Below are 20,576 nucleotides of genomic sequence, written 5' to 3' on the forward strand. Positions count from 1 at the left end.
TTTACCCTCGAGGGGTTTCCAACCCTTCGAGGCTTAGAACTTCCCTGCGGTTACTTTTGGAATGAGAAGTACATAATCAAATCCTTTTATGATTCTTGATAATTGAACATCATTTGTGGTTATTTCACCGTTTTCCAGTTTTTCTCTGATGGGTAACATTTCCAAACAATACCATGCCTTTTCATTGACAACAATGTCAAAAAAAGGTTTTAAGGCTTTTAAATTGGAACTGTTGGAGTCAATCGGGCTCTCAGGAAAATCTTTAAATGGTGATCCCTGTGAGCCTGATTTTCCAACAATTAATAGGTGTAAACTGGAAGTGTACTGGCTGTCAGCAATATTGTCCACCAAGTTGCCGAGGTCGTATATTTTTAAAAAACTTTCACCTTTGCTTACATGATTTGCACCGAACTTAAAGAGGTTTTTTTTGTCTTTCCACACCTCATACTGTTCCATCAATTGGTTTTTCATCAATTGAATTCTTAAATGATGGTTTTGTTCTTTGTATATTTTGGTAGTTAACTTTAGTTTTTCTATGACTTCTTTCTCATAGGTACTAACTTTTAAATTGGATACTTCTTCCAGATTTTTAGCATACTCCTCCGTCAGCATATACATGGGCTTGCTCGGGTCATTTAAAAATGCGGAAAAGTAATCTTTGGATTGGTCTTCTATTCGTTGATAAATTATTTTTGCGGCTTTGTTCTCTGTTATTAGTTTTAACTCACTACAAATAAGGCGATCGGCAATCATTAGGATTTGATCCGTTCCAAATACATTTGTTCCGGATTTGACTATTTTGGAGAGTAAATCAAATTCAGAAGCTAAGGCATAAAATGAAAATGTGTTTCCAAAATCATGTATATAATTTTGCAACTGTTCTTCTGTAAGCGTTTTAATTTTTGATTGAATGATGTTTGCTGAATAAGGGTCAATTTCACAAATGAAGTTGTCAAATTTTATTTTCGAAGTAAGAGCATTACAGAAAAACGGAACCTCATTGGTAAAATGATCTTCGCCAATTAATACAAAATCGCTCTTTTGTGCTGCATTTATAATTGTCTCCCAACCGGAACCTGTAAAGGAATCTTTTTCAACACTTAGTAGCGTATGATGATTTTGAGCCATTTGCGTAAGCAATGAGTCTTGTGCAAGAGAACAGAAGCACTGCAAGCCGATTACTATATGGAGTAAAAAAGTTGGTTTATTTTTCATTTTTTCTGTTTTAAATAGAGACGGAAAACGAAGACAATTGTTACATCTTATTTTTTTAGCTCCTGAAATTCAAATTTAATTTTAGGAATAGGGTAGAGAGGATGCACTTTTAAAACTAAAACCGGTTTTATGTTGCGATAGACATTATGTAGTACACCATATACTACTAGGAGATATTGTCAAACTCGTCTTATCATTTTGTTGCCTCAGTATGATTTGACTGCCTATTATAAGTGTAATAATATTGCATAGCAGTACACAAAACCTTAAATTTCATCCATTTGACATAATTCAGCATTTAACCGAAACGTATAAATAGCTGTGGCTGTTAGGTGAGGGGTTTTTTTAAAATACTGATGTATTGCTGAAAATGTTTGGTTTTATACGCAAGGATTGAATCTAACTGCAGGAACAACTTATGCAATTGCGTTATAAGACCCCTCACTTCTGTGAATAATACAACATTTAAGAAGATTTATACAACATTACTGCTAATCCAATCTAGTACCTTTGATAGCGTATTTATACACAAAAAAGCAATAGCCTAACTCTATACCCATAAACGATGCAAGAAGAAATAACAACGGAAAAAGTGCTTAAAAAACAGTATGTGCCGGGCACCGCGTTTTATAGTCAAGTGATTGATAGTTTACATGACTATGCCATCTTTACGGTAGACATGGACTTGCAAGTAAACAGTTGGAATTCGGGTGCTACTAAGATTTTTCAATACGAGACGGATGAAATCCTCGGGAAACCTTTTGGTATCATCTTTACGGATGAAGATAAAGTGAGTGGTATACCTAAAAATGAAATTGATTTGGCGATGCAAAACGGACGTTCAACGGATATCCGTTGGCACCTTCGGAAAGACAATTCCACGTTTTATGCGGATGGTTTGGTATTTCCTTTAAAAGATGAAGAGGATGTTGTGATTGGGTATGTAAAAATTTTACGAGATATCACCGCCAGAAAAGAGTCGGAAGACGCATTGAAGAAGTATGCCAAAGAGATGGAAGATTTGAACTCGCACAAAGAAAGTGTTTTGGCTATTTTATCACACGATTTAAGAAGTCCGCTTTCAGCGATCATACAAGGAACCGAATACCTCTCAACCAACTTTGACAGTGTCGGTCCGGAACTGGCGGTAGAACTGGTAAAAGAGATTCATACCGCCACCAAAAACCAATTGAACATGTTAGACTATTTGGTGGAGTGGGCACGAATAAAATATGCAGCGGAAGCGTTCAATCCCACTACTATTGCCTTGTTGCCTTCTGTAAATAAAGTACTGGCCAATTTAAAGGAAGCGGCAGCTCTGGGTGATATCAAATTCCGCAATGAAATTGGAGCCGATTGCAGTGTGTATGCCGATGAGAAAATGGTGCTTTCCATACTACAAAATTTGATTTCTAATGCCATCAAACATTCACATAGAGGCGGATATATTAATTTATTCGTAAAAGAAAGTGAGGGCAAAATTACTATAGCCATTCGAGATAGAGGCACCGGTATTGCCAAAGAAACACTCCACACCCTTTTTTCACCCCAAGTGAGCAAGCTTACGAAAGCTGTTGAAACCAAACAAGGAGCCGGAATTGGTTTATTGTTAGTCAAAGGCTTTTCAGAGAAAAATGGCGGAACTGTTTGGGTAGAAAGTGAAGAAGGCAATGGAGCCTGTTTCTACTTTACTTTACCGGAAGGTAAATCGAAAGGGCAATGGATAATGGAAGCGATTTGAGGGTAGCAGTTTGAGAGTGGATGAAAAGAAATTAGAGAAAAGAAATTAGAGAAAAGAAAATAGAGAAAAGAAAATAGAGAAAAGAAAATAGAGAAAAGAGAAAAGAAATTATAATCACTAATCACTAGTTACTAGTCACCACCAACACATAATAAAAGGGATGGGAATTTGTTTTGTCTTTGCAATTCCTAATGTTAAGTTTTATACTTAAAATAAAACTTAACATTGCCCTTTAACCTTACTGTGTTATATTTGTATAACACTAAGTTGTTGATAGTATAACAATTACTTTACAATCATACCCTATGGAAGATACAAATACACCGGCGAATACGCCAAACCCAATTAAAACAACAGAAACAGCAAAAGCAACGGCACCTAAAAAAGCCACAACGCCACGTACAACAGCGGCGAAACCTGCTTTGTCAAGAGCTACTACTGCAAAGCCAACAACAGCAAAAGCAATACCTGCAAAACCAACCACAACAAGAGCAACGGCAACAACAGCCAAACCAACTACTCTAAAAACACCGGCTAAGAAGTCGACTACTGCAAAACCGGCAGCTACAAAACCGATTACAAGAACAGCTATAGTAAAACCGTTAGAGCAAGTGCCACCTGGACCTCAAAAAGCACCAACACCAAGTAAAGCTACTAATGAGAACTCAGCCGAAGCTACAACAACAAAGTTGAGTAAAAAGAACCTTAAAAAATTAAAAAAGATGAGCACGAAAGCAAAAGAGGAAGAGAAAAAAGCAAAGGAGAAAGCGAAAAAAGCTAAACAAAAAGCTCAAAAGAAAGAAAAAGAAAAGAAAGCCAAAGAGAAAGCTAAGGCGAAAGAGAAAGCTAAAAAAGCTAAGGCGAAAGAGAAAGCAAAAGCCAAAAAAGCTAAAACTAAAAAAGCAAAAGGGAAAAAGAAATAAGTTTAAATGGAAATAGGTGATGGGCAGCAGCTCAGCACCTGAGCACCTCAGAACCTCAGCACCTTAGCACCTCAGAACCTTAGCACCTATTTCCCATCCCTCTTAACCACACGACCATCTTTCACAATCACTAAAAATTTCGTTTCAGGTTGGCCAATCAAGTCGATGTTTTCTAACGGGTTGCCATCCACTAAAATTAAATCAGCAAAGGCTCCTTGTTTTATAATTCCGAGTTCACCGGAGTAGGGACTTCTTTTTCCGGAAAGGGCTAATAATTGAGCATTATCATACGTGGCCATTTTTAAAATTTCATAAGGCGTAAACCAAGTTTTAAGTTTTAACAGATAAGTGTTTTGTTCTTCATTCAACCAAGGTTCAAATAGAAAGTCAGTACCCCATGCCATTTTTACTTTCATTTTTCGAGCCATCGGCAAAAGCAGTTGTTGGCCCTCAATCACCGGCTTGCGTTTTTCTCTTCGCAACGGGTCCATATCGGGTGTGTCTTCCACGAGGTATTGCGTACTCAACCAAACGTCTTTCTTTTTGATGAGTCGTAAGGTTTCTTTGTCTAAGAGTTGTCCGTGTTCGATACATTTCACACCGGCTTTCACTGCTCTTTGAATGGCTCTTGGAGTATAGGCATGAACGGTCACATAAGTACCCCAATCTTCGGCACTTTCTACTGCAGCCAGCATTTCGTCAAAAGTATATTGGGTAACATCCACCGGGTCATAGGCAGAGGAAGTACCACCTCCGGCCATTAGCTTAATTTGACTGGCACCCGACTTTAAATTTTCGCGTACAGCGGTTAACACTTCATCGCGTCCATCAGCAATGAAAGAAGCACCAAAATGTTCGGCTCTTGAAACGGGTCCAAAAAAGCGTCGCGAACGTTCCTCAGGAGTACGTAAGTCCCCATGACCTGAAGTTTGACTGATCATAGCTCCGGAAGGCCAAATGCGAGGCCCTTTGATTGTGCCTTTATCTATCGCTTGCTTTAATTCAAAAACAGGGCCTCCCACATCGCGTACAGAGGTGAAGCCACGGAGCAACATTTTTTCGGCTTGAGGAACGACTTTGCCAAATAAGGATTCGGGCGTAACATCCTGTGCCATCATGTCCCGCATGGTTAGAGCACCGAATATCATGTGAACATGAACGTCTATTAATCCCGGCATAAGCGTTTTGCCACTGCCGTTAATCACTAACGTGTTAGGTTCAACCTCGAAGGGTGTAGCAGATAGAGCTACAATACGATTGCCTTTTACTAACACATGGTGTTGGAGGAGTAGGGTTTTATTTTTTCCGTCAAAAACGGATACGTTTTCAAAAAGTATTGCGTCATAGGATTCTTGTGCAAGTGCACTTATTCCGGATGTCAACGCACTTAAAAGCAGAACTGTATTTAGTAAAAAGCGAAAACCAAAAAGGGAAGTGCGTTTCATATAAGAGTAGTGTTGAAAAGTTAGCACTTAAAATTATAAAAAAAAGTAATTAAACACTAGTTAAAATAATTGATGTAAAGAATGAATGATTATTTTGCAACTGAGAGTAGTTTGTTTAATAATGATTTTTTGTGTCAGAATAAAAGTCTAATACCATCAACAAAAAAGCCGAAACATCACTGTATCGGCTTTTCCATAAACTTAAATTACTATAAATTGAACAAACCCCAAGCTTATTCTATTACCAGTTTTTTTACAATAGTAAACTGGTTTTGAGTAACAATCTCTACCAAATAAACACCCGTACTCAATCCGGAGATATCCACCACCGTTTCATTAGGAGTGCCTTTTTGCTGGTGCACTACTTGACCTAATACATCCATCATGCGGATGTTGGCAATAGTATCAGTACTGTTGTTTACCGAAATTGTCACACGGTCATTCGCCGGATTCGGATACAACACCAAATTACCGGCTGTAAATTCGTCCGTGCCTAAAGTCGTCACAAACTCAGTCATGCACGTATTAGTGATAATCGGATCGTTAAAATCAAAATAGATCTGAGCGGTATTAGGAATAATATCTCCTACAGCATACCCTGATTTTGGTTTGATTTTAAAATGGACATAGCCTTGACTGTCAGCCTCACTTACAAGTGTTGGTACCAAATTGATAGCCGCAAACTCCCAAGTCAGGTCAGCACCAATACGGTTCATAGTATAGGCGTGACTGGCACTTATCATACGAATACTGGTTTCATCCAATTGGCTGTCCAAGAAATCAGTGATGATAACCGTTTCAGCATTAGCCGTACCCGTATTTTGAAAACGAATGGTATAATACAAATAATCATCTGCACCAAAAGTGCTGTACAAAATCTCAGGGCCATGAGCTTCCAACTTATCATTGGGGTCATACGAACCACTTACGATTTGTAATAAAGAAGCAGAATTGTTATTGGCATTAAAGTCACCAACACTAGTGGAGCTAACGCTGTTGGTCAATTGATCACCCAAAGCTACCGTAGGAATGGTAGGAGTGAGTAAGCCCACTTGAATAGTGCGTACTTCATTAGGAGCTAAATTGGTAAAGGCATAAGTGAAACCTGAAGCATTAGCAACTGTTCCGGCTTGTGAAACAGAAGTAATAGTCAGCACAGGGTCTTTCACATAGGTCAGCGTACCGGAAGCCGGGGTAACTCCATTGTTTTTATAACTGATCGTATTTGAATACGGAAACCCAGGATTCGGACCAAAGGTTGCCGTTAAGTTTACTTCCACATCGCTATACGGCTGCGTTACGGTGATTGGGAAATAATACACATTGTTACCGCTAGCGTTAAAAGTGATGTTGGAATGCGACGTAGTCGTATTGAAATAAGCCGCTACTTCAGGATAGATTTGATAAGTAAAATCATAGCTATCCGAAGTATTGTCCACCACAATATAAGCAATACCACTAGGTGAATAGGTTATGTTCATTTCAGGAGCATCGTTTATGTTGTGATTGAACGTACCTAAAGTATAAGGATTTTCACCGGCGTCTTTAACACCGTTACCATTACTGTCAATAAACGCCTCCAATTGAATTACATTCTGACATTGGGTCCCCAAAGCAAAACTTCCTCCTTCAATAAAAACGGCACTGTCAAAAATATTGTCTTGGCGGTCAGCAACCACTAATTTAATTCGATATTGTGTATTCGGAACAACTACACTGGAAGCTGTTAAAGGATGTGTTATGCCATTAAAATTAATAGCAGCACTATAATTACTTTGACCATTTGGTCCGTAAAAAGTATCAAAAAAATCAGGATTCACAGAAGTACAACTCATATTATAGAGTTGATTCCTGATTGTTACCACTGAAACAGGTTGTTGCGTTCCGGGAACCACGGCTAAATTTGTAGTAACTCCGGTTGACATATTCGTCAATAAAAAGGCAAAAGCATCTGCAAAATTACATTGATAAGTACCGTACTCTTCTGAAGCAAAAAGAAAGTCGAAACTGATAAAGTTGGTTTGTGGTACAAAATCAAATTCAATTTTAGTAGCGTTACGTGAATTCATAGGCTGACCGGTTGCGGCAAGAATAATAGAGTTGAGGTCATTGTCGCCAACCCATTCAGTAGTTCCATCGCTCAAAGTGGTGAGGTTAGCTCCCGGAATACTTGCTGCATTACCTGTGCTTAATACAATACCTTCTGCAAAAGGGAAATCAGAACCGTTTCTGTTGAAATAGCCAATACCATTAACCGAATTAAAATTTGTTCCGGTGCTCCAAGTAATATTGGAAGCAAGAGAACAATCGCTGTTAATTAGTATGTTTTCTATTAACTCTGGAACGGTAAATTCTGTAGTACTTACAGTAATAGGCGTATTTGGGGTAGTGATACAGATGTCAAATGTAGCAGTACCACTGGGGTTATCTGCAACGGCATATACACGGAGGTAATAAGTTTGACCCACCACATAGCTAGTGTGAAAACTGTCATTAGGGGCACTACAATAAATTAGGGTCAAATCATTACAAGGGCTTGTAGTACTGATTGCTGAGTAAACAGCATGATCTAAATTCTGTATGGAGCCCACGATGTTAGATAGTGTTAGGATATGTGCTTCATGGGTAGCCGTAAATTCAAACCAAATATCTGCATTAGACATACCTGAACAAGTATTGGTTTGTTGAGAGGGTGTCGCACCACTGAGGATAGCTGACGAAGTTACGGTACAAGTAGTATCCGAATTAACAGGTAGTACCTGTGCATTAGTACACGAGTCATTGGCAGGTGGTGGAGGTAGTTCTCGCACACATACATCAAAACTAACAGTTTGAAATGGGGTATTTCCGCTACTGTAGATACGAATATAATAGATTTGTCCGGGTGTTAAATTTTGAGCAGTACTGGTATTAGGGTCACTACAATACAGTAAGGTTAAATCAGTACAGCCGGTTGTGTTACTTGCTGTAAAAACCGCGTGATTTAAATTGGTAGTTGAACCGGAAATATTCGATAATTCGATAACATGTGAGGGTTGAGTTGCAACAAATTGAAACCATACATCATCGTTGGTTGTGCCAACACAAGTATTGGGTTGTGGTGATGGCGTAGCTCCGGTAATAGTGCCGGGAGTTGCTAAAGCACAACTAGTGTTGGTATTCACCGTTAGTTGTGTTGCGTTTTCACAAGCATCATTGGCAGGAGGCGTAGGAGCAGCTTCACAGCTCACATTCAAAGTAAATGCACCTTGAGATGTAGAGTAGCCATAAACGTAAACATAGTATATGGTGCCTAAGGTAGATACAAAAGTAACTTGCGAACGAGAACCACAAAAATCATCATTTCCTGCTACACAAGTAAAAGCACCACAAGAACCGGTTAACACCTGAATTTTGGTATCATACGATGAATTACATAAAGACATCGTGGCAATGTCTCCGGTGCCTACATAGGAATACCAAAGACCTCCTGCTCCCGGACTGGTACCACAAGTGAAGGAAGGGGCTCCTGCTATGGTAGCACCTACAGTAGACTGTGATACAGTGGTGCCACAAGTAACCGAAACAGCATTCGCACATAAATTATTTGATGCCGGACAAAAAGATTGGGTAAGTGTCTGACTGTTTGAAAAACAATTAGGATCGGTTGTATTTTGTGAAGTAATAACCACCGGTGTTCCATTAGGAAAAGGACCAAACTGTACCGTTCCCGGAGCTGTTACAACTTGAGAAAAACCACCTTGATTGGAGGTTATTGTAATGGAAGAAGCACTTCCCATGTTTGCAATAGTAGTCACCACATTAAATTGATCACCGTTAGCACAATCAGATACCACGCTATAGGAGGCAGTTAAGTTTGTACACGTATTTTCAACAATGGAAAGGGTATATAAGGTGCTTTGCGAATTCGTACTGGTTGCCCAAGAAGAAATTGCGATATAATAGGTTTGTCCGGCAGTTACAGGTAATACAATAACTCTTGGATTGGCACTGGAATTGGCCACACCGTCTATACAACTGATTCCGATATTGGCACAACTGTTATAAACAAATAAACCGGACCAAGTATTAGTTGGCGTCATGGTTATTGTCACTGGGTTGTTACTGGTTGCAGTAAAAGTATAAAAAACATCGTCTCCATTCAAATACGAACTAGAAGAACCACAACTGGCTGTGCCCGCTGTCCCACTATAATCATCACCATAATTGGCTGTATTATCCGTAGTGGTATAAGGTAAAGACGAAATAGGAATAGCCGTACTACATACTTCTCCCGGAGCATTCTCTTGAGAAAGGACCGGTAAAGAAAAAAATAAGGCAAAAAAGCAATAGAGTAGTGTTTGTTTCATTGGTTTGTTGGTTTGGTTGTTGGTTATACAATACTATTAAAATTTATTTTAATATCCTACAAATGAGGCGTTAAAAAATTAAAATAGCACCGTTCTCCTATTTTGTATTGTAACATAAAGCCGCCTTTCAACCCAACCAATCACTAATTACTAATCACTAATTACTAGCCTCTAGCCTAATCTACTCCCTCTTCCCTCCAAGTACCCAACCCAAATAAGCCATCGGGATATAAGCCAGCAAATCAACAATGGTAAACCAAAGGGGAGATGGCAATAAGATGATATTGATAATACCTGCAAATAAAAACAACATACCAATTAGAAGTACCAATTTTTTTATATGTGTGACAGCTAATTTTGTAACAACAAAAGCCGCGACTAAAGTACCTAAAGCATGAGCTAAAAAAGGAAATAAAAAATGTTTGGATTCAAACAAGTGCATGGTCGCTTTCAGACTTTCCATGTTGGAAACATCAGTGCCTTCCGGTGGTGGAATAATAATACCACTCAGCTGTATCAGTGCCATATTTACCATACTGCCCAAAATAAAACCAAGGATAACTGCTAAAATGTTACGAACTATCGGATGCATAATTTTTTGTTTTTAATGGAATAAAAATAGAAAAAAAAGGTATAAGTTGTTTGTTTGATTTTTGTTGTGTGGTGCAGTTTAAATTAGAATAATGGAAAGTATCGAAAATGCTTTGACGTAACGCAGCTTTTTATAAATCCTCGTTTTAAGACAGCTATCGGATTTCGTTAACAACTATCGATAAAAACTTCTGACAACGTTGTTTACTTATTATTCTTTTAAAATACTTTTGTATTTTTCAATAGCAATAGGTTTTGATAAAAATTCTTTAATACAGCCCGATTCATCAGCTTTTTTTATATCAACCGAATCAGTAGAAGAAGAAACCAAATAGATATCAATGTTGTCATTTGCATTCAAATTCAAACTCAAAAATTTTTCAATAAATTCCCAACCATTCATTATGGGCATATTGATATCTAAAAAAATAATAAAATGTTCATCTTTAGAATATTCCTGAAGTAGCTTCTCTAATCCGATTTCACCATTCGGACATGAAAATACAGGGCTGTCTGCTCCGAGTTTAGCAATGGTTTTCTTTGAGATGTATTGATGGATATCATCATCATCAATTATCAAAATAATTTTAGTCGTTTTCATAATTTTCCAAATTTATTAATTGACTTTCATTTACAATGTCACGAACAATCGTGTCCATCTCATTGGTTGAAACTCGTAACTGACTGAGTAAAAATGATAAATCGTCTGAATCTTCTGTTATCATTTCAATGAGGTTTAAAATGCCGAGTATTCGCGAAATGGGAGCTCTGACAATATGCGATTGGGTCCAGGCTATTTTTTTTAATTTTTTATTTTGTTCTTCAATGGTTTTTAAATGGGTTAATTTATCAGTGATGTCATTAGATAAAACTATACGGGCTCTTCTGCCATTGTATTCCATATCACCGCTGTGAATTTCCACTTGTATGTTTTCACCTGATTTTAGTGTATGTGTATAGAGACCTGCAAAATCTTGTTGCCGTTCTTCCTCCGATTTTGTGAGTTGCTTTTCTAAGGCTTTCAATTCATTTTTTGGTCGAATTTCTCGAATGGTCATACTTAGAAATTCTTCTTTACTGTATCCATATTTTCTAACCGCTGCTTCATTAACATCTAAAAATTGTAATGTTTCAGCGTCATACAGCCATAAAGGCTGGGGCGTGAAGTTGAAAAGGTGTTGGTACACCACCTTAGACTTTTGTTGCTCACACAAAAATTTCTTTCGTTCAATGGCATAAACGATAGCTTTATAGAGATTTTCAGCAGTAATATCATCCTTAATCAAAAAGTCGGAGATACCTTTCGATAAACTTTCTTTGGCAATTTTGATGTCGCTGTAGCCGGTTAAAATAATGATGGGTACCCCCTCCGATTTTTTCTGAACACTTTCCACTAACGCCATACCATCAAAGTCAGGTAAATTTAAATCTAACAGTATGACTGAAGAATCTTTTCCTGAATCCAAACGTGTAAGAACCGATTGATAATCCGCACAGTGGTCAATCACCAAATGATTAAATTTCTCATTCAAATGATCTTCTATTAAGAGATAATCCCCTGGATTATCTTCTACAACAAGTACGTTTATTTTAGTATTTTCCATAAAGACACAGCATTATTAGTTTCATTAAAATTAGTGTGTTTTTCTTTAGTACTAACGACAAAGAAAGGATACGTTTTATTAGGTAGATTTACTTTGGGGCACGATTTTAAGTTTTTCCTTTACTTAGCAAATTTTGATAATTGCAACCAAAACTCTTCAATTTTTAAAATGGCATTTAAAAAATCATCCATATCTATTGGCTTGGTGACAAAACTATTGCAATGACTTTCATAAGCTCTATTAATATCTTTTTGACTCGACGAGGTAGTAAGCATGATAACGGGTATCTTCTTTAAAATAATATCTTCTTTGATTTTTTTTAAAATGTCATGGCCGCTATAAATAGGAATATTAATATCCATTAATATTAAATCAGGAGTACCAACGTCAGCATAAGCTGCTCGCTTGAAAAGAAAATCCAAGGCCTCCTGACCGTTTCGGGCGATACTGATTTTTGTTTTAACTTTGCTCTCTTCAAAAGCATCAAGCGTTAAGACAATGTCACCTTCATTGTCTTCTACTAATAAAATGTGTACTTCTTTAATCATAGGACTAAATTATTTGTTCAATGTAAAATAGAAGGTACTTCCTTTATCTAATTCGGAAGTTACCCAGACTCTTCCTCCCCACATTTCAACGTGTTTTTTTACAATAGCAAGGCCAATGCCGGTACCGTCATATTGATTTCGATTGTGTAATCGCTGAAATATAATAAATATTTTTTCAAAAAACAATTCATCAATACCGATCCCTTCATCTTGAATTTTAAAAATCCACTCTGAATCTGCATCTTCAACAGAAATGGTAATTTCCGGAGCTATATTGGTTTTGGAATATTTAATGGCATTGTCCAAAAGGGAATGAATCGTTTGCACTAACGGAGCCTTTTCACCCACGACCGTTGGTAAATCACCAAAATTAATTTGAGCATTTTTTTCTTGAATTATTTTACGACGCAAACGTAAATAGTCCTCCATCACCTCATTCAAATCAATGGATTCACTAACTTCCGCAAACCGTCCTGCTCTGGAATATTCCAGTAAATCAATAATAATACGCTTCATTCGCTTGGCACCGTCGGTAGCAAAATGAATATATTGATGGGCTTTATCATCCAGTTGATGACCGTATTTTCTTTTAAGTAAATCCATAAAGCTGGTGATCATCCGCAGAGGTTCCTGCAAATCGTGAGACGCCGTAAAAGCAAATTGATCCAACTCTTCATTAGCCAATTCCAATTCTTGGGTGTGCTTTTTTAACGAAGTATTCAGCTCATACAATTCCAATTCATATCGTTTTCTGAAAGTGATATCAGTAATCGCACCCAACATTCTACTTGATTTGCCTTTAGCATCTCTAATTATAACCCCTTTATCAATAACATAAGCATAATCACCATTTGCTTTTTTAAAGCGATATTCCATGCTCCATTTTTGAATATTTAGGTTGGTGGTTGATAAGTGGAGCGATTCCAGTACCATCGTTACATCATCAGGGTGAATCAAAGAGAGCCACAATTCATAGGAGGGTGTAATGTTTTCGATATCATAGCCAAACAATTTCTTAAACCCTTCTCCCCAATACAACGTATTATCATGAATGTTCCAATCCCAAATGGCATCGTTGGTAGCTTCTGATATTTTTTCAAAGCGTTCGTTGGCCTCCAGAATTTTGATATCGGTCTGTTTTCGTAAAGAGACGTCTTTAAAATACACCGATAGCCCTTCAGCATTCGGGTATGCAGTAACCTCAAACCATTTGTTTAATGTAGCATAAAATTCCTCAAAAGTAACATTTTCACCTGTGGCAACTGCTTTATGATACTGCTTATAAAAATCAGATTCAATGGCATCCGCATATTCTTCCCAAAGGTGTTTTCCAACAATACCCTCTTTTTTTCTACCCAACACCTTTTCTGCCTCTTTGTTCCAATAAGTAACAATCCAATTGGTATCTACTGCAAAAAACGCATCGCCAATACTTTCTAATATTTTGTTTCTCTCATCAAACGCTTTTTGCAACCTGTAATCGGCTTCTTTTCGGAGTGTAATATCTCTAAAAAATACAGTAATCCCCTCGTTGGAAGGATATGCGTTCACTTCAAGCCACTTGCCAAAATAGTCTTCAAACGTAATCGGTTGTTGCGTTTTTAATACCTTGTGATAATTTTTAAAGGAAGCAAGGTGTACTGCATCCGGGAAAACTGTCCAGAGGTTTTTGCCCAATACCTCCTCTCGTTTAACTCCTAAAAGCTTTTCAGCAGTTTTGTTCCAATAGGTTACGATAAAGTCTCTGGTCATAGTAAAAAAAGCATCACCAATGCTCTCTATAATCTTGATTTTTTCTTCAAAAGCAAGTTTTAAATCTTCGGCAGCTTTCTTTCGCTCGTCAATATTTTTAAAATAGGAAGAAACACCACCGTTGGAAGGATAAGTATTGATTTCATACCAAGAATTAGTGCCGGGATAAAAGTATTCATACGTTTCTGCATTACCCGAAGCGGCCACCCTTTTGTAGATGGTTTCCAAAATCGTATCTCTGGCGGGGGCAAATTCGTCCCAAATACTTTTACCGATAACATCCTCCCTTTTTCGGTCCAATAGGAGTTCGGCCTCTTTGTTGAAATAGGTAAACTTCCAATTTTTATCCAAAGCATAAAATGCGTCAGATATACTACCTAAAATTTCAGTGATTTGCAGCGAGGTAGTCTTCATAGAATGAATATCCTGGATACTTCCGAAAATCTTAGTACAAACACCTGCTATACGTTCGCTTTTTCCGATGCATCGCACCCATTTTTCGTTACCCTTTGCCGTAATTAATGGAGCTTCAAAATCAAAAGGGTCACCGGTAACTATAGAATGCTGAATTATAGCATTTACCGCAGCCCTATGGTCTTCTTTGTAAAAATTTATTGCCGATTCAAGTTCTAAAATATGGTGTTTTGGGTTGGTCTCATGTATCTTGTGTACTTCATCAGACCAAACAATTCTGTTATTAATCAAATCGATTTCCCAACCGCCTATGCTTGTCATCGTGGTGGCATTATTTAACAGCTCTTCGAGTTTGCGTTCATTGGTGATGTTTTTGGCAGTAGCATAAACTACTTTTTCGTCAACCAAAGAGTTGCAATGCCAACTGAGCCAAACAATTTCACCTGTTTTAGTTAGATAACGGTTTTCAAATTGAAAAGTACTGGAACCTTTCGTAAAGTCTTGCAGTTCAAGCCCGGAAACATCCTTATCGTCAGGATGTATAAAATCTATAAAAGAAAAACCTACTAGTTCCTCCTCTTGATAACCCAAAATAGTACAACCGGCTTTGTTGATTTTCAGAAATTTACCATCAAAACTAACCAAACAGATAAGGTCAGGGAGTGCTTCAAATAAATGAAAAAGATCGTTTTCCAGACGTTTTCGGTAAATTTCTGACCCGATAAAGCTTTCAAATTTGGATAGAATGGCTTGGTGCTGCGTAAGTAAGTTAGTTGCATTCGGCGTGCCTACAACAAGTACACCCACAATTGTTTGCTGATGTTTTAGTGGAATACCCAAAATAGATCTTATTTTCGCTTTTTTTGCGGCTTCTCGCCTTAAAAAGTTGGGGTTCTTCTGTAAATCGCCCCAAACAATAGATTTTTTTTCTTTCCAAACCATTCCGGGAAGACCTTCTCCAATGGTGACCTCTGTGATATCTTCTGCGTGGTTGTAAAAGGCAACTGTACTGGAATCAGCCAAAAATTTTGTAGAAAGACGCAACGAAGTTGAATCAACCGAAGGCAACCAAATTTCACACAAATTGAAGTTTTCATAAGTAGCTATGAGATTACAAAGCTCATGCAAAGAAGTTTTTAAATCAACACCCTCATTAAATGTTTGGCTTATTTTGGCCAATAAATCATTTTGAATTTGATTGTTTTTTGCAGCAGTGACATCGCGTTCAATGGCAATCCAGTGGGTATACCATCCTTTTTCATCCGCAACAGGCGAAATTGTAAAGTGAATCCAAAATGGGTCACCGTTTTTTTTGTAATTGATGGTGGTAATTTCACAAGATTCCCAACGGCGTAAAGCAGCTCCTAATTTTTGCAATTCATTTTTATCGGAATTAGGACCTTGAAGAATTCTAGGGGTTTGCCCTACTACTTCTTCAGTACTATAGCCGGTCATTCGGGTAAACGCCTCATTGACATAAAGTATTCTGGGCCCCGGCTCATCAAAAGGTTCCGCTTCGGTAATTAAAACAGCATCATTGGTGTGGGTGATAACACTCTCTAATAATTTTAAACGTTGCTCTTCTTTTCGTTGAGCCGTAATATCTTGAACAGTACCTTCAAATGCAATGGGTTTTCCAATGTCGTTTTTTACTAACCTGCCTCGCTCATGCACCCATTTAATACTGCCGTTGGGCAGCAAAATTCGGTGGATCGTGTCATGGGTTTTGATTCCTGCAAAAGCATTAGCTTGTTCTCTTTCAAATTCTTCCAAATCATCGGGATGAACGGTCTTAACAAAATTTTCATAGGAAAGTGAAAATGTTTCTTTAGTAACCCCCCAAATTTTATAAATCTCATCCGACCAAGTTAAGGTATTTCCATCCATTTCAAGCCGCCAATACCCGAGGTTGGCAATCGAAGCAGCCGCTTTCAATTTTTCCTCTGAGGCTTTTATATCCTGAAATTGCTTTTCGCTGTCCGTTACATTAATAGCAGAAATCATTATCGCTTGTTGACCTTGAAACATAACCTTGTGTCCATAGATATCCATAGACAGCATTTCTCCACTTTTTTTATTGTGTAGAAATACACCAAACGGAATAGTTCCTTCCTGATTGTGAATGGTTTGATGTGCCTCAATAACTTGTGAAATTTCCTCTTTAGGACTTAAATCCAGAACTGACATTGATAAAAAGGCCTCTTTAGTATAGCCATACAACGCAATAGCGGCATGATTTACATCTATAATACTATAATCGGCTAGGTTGTAGACCCAATTGGGAATAGGATTGTAAAGGAAAAGAGCGTTGAAATCGGATTCCGAGGTACTTTTATTAGAATCCTTATTTTGATTTGTATTCATTCTAAATTTGTTAGTTGTAAAGTCAAACTACTTTACGGTATTTTCTGAGCTAGTTATAAAAAAAATATAAAATCCTTAAAAAAATAAACTAAATAAAGTTTTTGATACTCGCTAATTTTCTAAAATCGATAGAATAACTTTAGAAAATAAAATAATAAACAAATAAATTGATAGAAATTAACAAAAAATATAAGGAATAATTTTATAAAAAAAATAAAATCAAAGATAGGAAACAAAAATTAATTTTAAAGAAAAACTTTATAATTTAATTCAAACATTATAATATGCTCACATAAAGTACCCTCTAAAATTATGTAAATAACACATAAATAAGGGACAAAACAACGTTTCTTGCCATATCGATGAAAAAAAATCTAAGTCTATCTTACTGCTACTTTTCAGTTGTACAGCTAAACTGCAACACAAAGTGTAGCATCATAAATCCTTGATGATAAAAAATCTAAATGACACTAAAAACTTGCATCCTTTGCGATTTTCCTTTGTGCCCTTGCAGTTAAACTTTTGAGGAAGGAAAACATAATGCACTTCAATCCCGCAGTCCCTCCAAAAATCCTAAAGTCCTTCTAAATGCATTTTGCCCTGCGGCATTATAAGTAAATTGGTATTCATGCCCCAAAGCCGGCTGGCGACTCACTGGATAAAACAAAGTGTCCACTTTTACTTGTAACGATTGCAAATGATTGCTTAATAATTTAGACTGAGCTTCTAAAGGATCGCCGTTTCCCGCAGTAATAAAAGTAGACGGAAAAGTAGCGGTGATATGAGTTGGAACTGAAATCTCATCGAGGTTGTTAATCGCTTCAATGTTTTTCTCACCCAAATACGCCCATGAAACAGTTTGCATAAAACCTCCAAAATCATCTGATACTTCAATTTTGCTTATGTCATAAATCCCACAAAATAACAAAAGCCCTTTGAGTTGGTTGGGTTGTAAACCTGCTGTAATGTCAAGTTGTTGGGCATAGGTTGGATTGGTGATTAATGCCGCAGTAGCCGCCGTAAGCATAGCACCCCCGGAGTCACCTGCCAAAACCACAAAGGAAGTATCAGCTGGCAGTTGGTGCGACCCTGAAGCAATAAAAGTTAATGCGTTATTCAACTGCCGAATAGGAGTGGGGTACTTTTTTTCAGGAGCTATGGAATACCCAACCGCGATAACTAAATAACCTTCTGCTGCCAAGAGCTTACAATAATTGGCTACTTGTTTCCTGGAGCCTGAAATCAAACCACCCCCATGAGTCCAAACAATTACGGGTAATTTTTTACCTGTTTTAAGGGCTGCAGTAGGATAATAAGCATCTAGAAAGGCGTCTTTATCATTAGTGTCGTAGGAAATATCTTCTAATGTGGAAATGCCTTCTGGTACGTGTTCTTCTAAAGCTGCATTCGCTCGTATCCCTTCTTTATTAAAGGCTTGTCGGATAAGCCATACCGACGGATAGGGACTAAGAAGAAAAAATAAATACAACACTATTCCCAAAACGAAGAGTGTACCACCGATTCGAAGAAGTAAACGTTTCATAGGTTACCGTTTAGAAGTTTCGATGTATCAAATATAGAAATTTTATTGTTGAATAGCTAGTACCTTTTATCGGTCACAGATCATCTATATCTCTTAGCTTACATAAAACTTGCGTCTTTTGCGATTTTCCTTTGTGCTCTTTGCGATTAAACCTTTAGGTAGCATCTTAATTTCTTACTATAAAAAAATATAATCTTCAGTGTTTTCTATAAGAAAAAATTCTGCCCCTCAGTGCCTCAGCCTCTCAGCCCCTCAAAAAAAACCATTTCATAAACCAAAATTCTTCCTTATATTTGGGCATCTATGCAACCAATAAAAATTATTGAATGTCCACGAGATGCCATGCAAGGCATTAAAACCTTTATTCCTACCGAACGAAAAGTGGCTTATTTGCAAGCCTTATTACGCGTAGGGTTTGATACACTGGACTTTGGAAGTTTTGTTTCACCAAAGGCAATACCCCAAATGGTGGATACCGCTGACGTATTATCACAACTCGATTTATCACAAACACATAGTAAATTATTAGCTATTATTGCTAATACTAAAGGAGCAGAATTGGCGTCCGAGCATGATGCGATACAGTATTTGGGTTATCCGTTTTCCATTTCTGAAAATTTCCAAATGCGTAACACCCACAAAACCATTGCGGAATCGATTGTTACTTTACAAGAGATTTTGGCTATTGCGAATAGTACCAACAAAGAAGTAGTGGCTTACTTATCTATGGGTTTCGGAAATCCATATGGTGATCCGTGGAATGTGGACATTGTAGGCGAGTGGACAGAAAAGTTGGCTGGTATGGGTGTAAAAATCCTTTCGTTATCAGACACTGTTGGTAGTTCAACCCCCGATGTGATTAGTTACTTGTTTGAAAATCTGATTCCGAAATACCCCGCGATAGAGTTTGGATCCCATTTGCATACCGTTCCTGATAAATGGTTTGAAAAAGTAGATGCGGCCTACAAAGCAGGGTGTCGTCGATTTGACGGAGCCATTCAAGGTTTTGGAGGTTGTCCCATGGCCAAAGACGACCTAACAGGCAACATGCCTACCGAAAAATTACTATCTTATTTTACTACTCAAAAAGAAAACACTAATACTAGCCCAATGAGTTTTGAAAGTGCCTACAACGAGGCAACAAAATTATTTGGGGAGTTTCATTAGAAAGTTGCGGGTGCCGAGTTGCGGGTTTTAATAGGTGCAAATACAAGTTTGTATTTTAGTGCCTTCTTTTCTTTGTGGCAGAAGAAAATAAAACGAATGAAACTTTTATGTCCATTAATGAAATATAGCAAAGCGTCTTAATTTCTTAATGTCAAAAAAATAATGCATTCCAATTTTAGAGTCTTATTGTACGAATGACTTCAATTTTTTCTATTTCTTTAATTTTAAAAATCGGTGTTCTAAAAGGGAATAGATATCGTTTTTAGGTTATGAATTGACATGTAAATCCGTATCATCCGCATTTGGCGAAGCCACCCATTTAATCCGCGTTCCAATCTTTGCGATTCTTTGCGTAAACCTTCGCGAACTCCATATCTTTGCGACTCCTATGTGAGAAATTTTTCAGCATTGCATTTAAATCCGTTCAATCCGAGTTTGGCGAAGCCAACCCGCATCATCCGCGTTCCAATCTTTGCGACACCTTAGCGTAAACCTTAGCCAACGCTAGTCTTTGCGTCTCAGCGACTTTGCGAGAAATTTTTCAGCATTGCATTTAAATCCGTTCAATCCGCGTTTGGCGAAGCCAACCCGTATCATCCGCGTTCCAATTTTTGCGACACCTTAGCGTAAACCTTAGCCAACGCTAGTCTTAGCGTCTCAGCGACTTTGCGAGAAATTTTTCAGCATTGCATTTAAATCCGTTCAATCCGCGTTTGGCGAAGCCAACCCGCATCATCCGCGTTCCAATCTTTGCGACACCTTAGCGTAAACCTTAGCCAACGCTAGTCTTTGCGTCTCAGCGACTTTGCGAGAAATTTTTCAGCGTTGCATTTAAATCCGTTCAATCCGCGTTTGGCGAAGCCAACCCGCATCATCCGCGTTCCAATCTTTGCGACACCTTAGCGTAAACCTTAGCCAAC

At 37.8% G+C, this 20,576-nt stretch carries 12 protein-coding genes; 3 read left to right on the forward strand and 9 right to left on the reverse strand.

What is annotated here, in order from left to right; all coding sequences use genetic code 11:
* Window positions 1–33: 33 nt before the first annotated feature.
* Complete coding sequence (locus IEV15_RS13160) at window positions 34–1,215, reverse strand: hypothetical protein (RefSeq protein ID WP_188362999.1); 1,182 nt, start codon at window positions 1,213–1,215, stop codon at window positions 34–36.
* A 565-nt stretch (window positions 1,216–1,780) separates the two neighbouring features.
* On the opposite strand from IEV15_RS13160, the gene IEV15_RS13165 reads away from it, so the two are divergent.
* Together IEV15_RS13165 and IEV15_RS13170 are read left to right on the forward strand one after the other, a co-directional pair.
* On the forward strand, window positions 1,781–2,956 hold the full coding sequence (locus tag IEV15_RS13165; RefSeq protein ID WP_188363000.1) for a PAS domain-containing sensor histidine kinase: 1,176 nt from the start codon (window positions 1,781–1,783) through the stop codon (window positions 2,954–2,956).
* A 305-nt stretch (window positions 2,957–3,261) separates the two neighbouring features.
* Complete coding sequence (locus tag IEV15_RS13170) at window positions 3,262–3,879, forward strand: hypothetical protein (protein WP_188363001.1); 618 nt, start codon at window positions 3,262–3,264, stop codon at window positions 3,877–3,879.
* An 86-nt stretch (window positions 3,880–3,965) separates the two neighbouring features.
* Here IEV15_RS13170 and IEV15_RS13175 read toward each other — a convergent pair whose 3' ends face one another.
* The 8 genes from IEV15_RS13175 to IEV15_RS13210 form a co-directional block, all read right to left on the reverse strand.
* Window positions 3,966–5,324 (reverse strand): metal-dependent hydrolase family protein, encoded by a 1,359-nt coding sequence (locus IEV15_RS13175; RefSeq protein ID WP_188363002.1) that lies wholly within the window; start codon window positions 5,322–5,324, stop codon window positions 3,966–3,968.
* A 233-nt stretch (window positions 5,325–5,557) separates the two neighbouring features.
* The gene (locus IEV15_RS13180) at window positions 5,558–9,673 is read right to left on the reverse strand and encodes a T9SS type A sorting domain-containing protein (protein ID WP_188363003.1); all 4,116 of its coding nucleotides are present in this window, start codon (window positions 9,671–9,673) and stop codon (window positions 5,558–5,560) included.
* 181 nt (window positions 9,674–9,854) lie between these two features.
* Window positions 9,855–10,265 carry a hypothetical protein gene (locus IEV15_RS13185; RefSeq protein WP_188363004.1) on the reverse strand — a complete coding sequence of 137 codons (411 nt, stop codon included), beginning with the start codon at window positions 10,263–10,265 and terminating at the stop codon, window positions 9,855–9,857.
* Between the two features lie 210 nt (window positions 10,266–10,475).
* Entirely contained in the window at window positions 10,476–10,865 is a 390-nt protein-coding gene (locus IEV15_RS13190; protein ID WP_188363005.1) for a response regulator, read from the reverse strand.
* Window positions 10,852–11,868 (reverse strand): response regulator, encoded by a 1,017-nt coding sequence (locus tag IEV15_RS13195; protein WP_188363006.1) that lies wholly within the window; start codon window positions 11,866–11,868, stop codon window positions 10,852–10,854. Before IEV15_RS13195 ends, IEV15_RS13190 begins: the two co-directional genes overlap by 14 nt.
* A 119-nt stretch (window positions 11,869–11,987) precedes the next feature.
* Window positions 11,988–12,416, reverse strand: a complete 429-nt coding sequence (locus IEV15_RS13200; RefSeq protein WP_229734162.1) for a response regulator — start codon at window positions 12,414–12,416, stop codon at window positions 11,988–11,990.
* Window positions 12,417–12,425: 9 nt separating this feature from the next.
* Window positions 12,426–16,946, reverse strand: coding sequence for a PAS domain S-box protein (locus tag IEV15_RS13205; RefSeq protein ID WP_188363007.1), 4,521 nt, complete (start codon window positions 16,944–16,946; stop codon window positions 12,426–12,428).
* A gap of 547 nt (window positions 16,947–17,493) precedes the next feature.
* Complete coding sequence (locus IEV15_RS13210; RefSeq protein ID WP_188363008.1) at window positions 17,494–18,489, reverse strand: alpha/beta hydrolase; 996 nt, start codon at window positions 18,487–18,489, stop codon at window positions 17,494–17,496.
* Between the two features lie 303 nt (window positions 18,490–18,792).
* Between IEV15_RS13210 and IEV15_RS13215 the strand changes: the two genes are divergently transcribed.
* Window positions 18,793–19,656: a hydroxymethylglutaryl-CoA lyase gene (locus IEV15_RS13215; protein ID WP_188363009.1), complete on the forward strand. Its 864-nt coding sequence runs from the start codon at window positions 18,793–18,795 to the stop codon at window positions 19,654–19,656.
* Window positions 19,657–20,576 lie beyond the last annotated feature (920 nt).

Origin of the sequence: Flavobacterium orientale (genome assembly GCF_014638005.1) — a bacterium.
GTDB classification, from domain to species: Bacteria; Bacteroidota; Bacteroidia; order Flavobacteriales; family Flavobacteriaceae; genus Flavobacterium; species Flavobacterium orientale.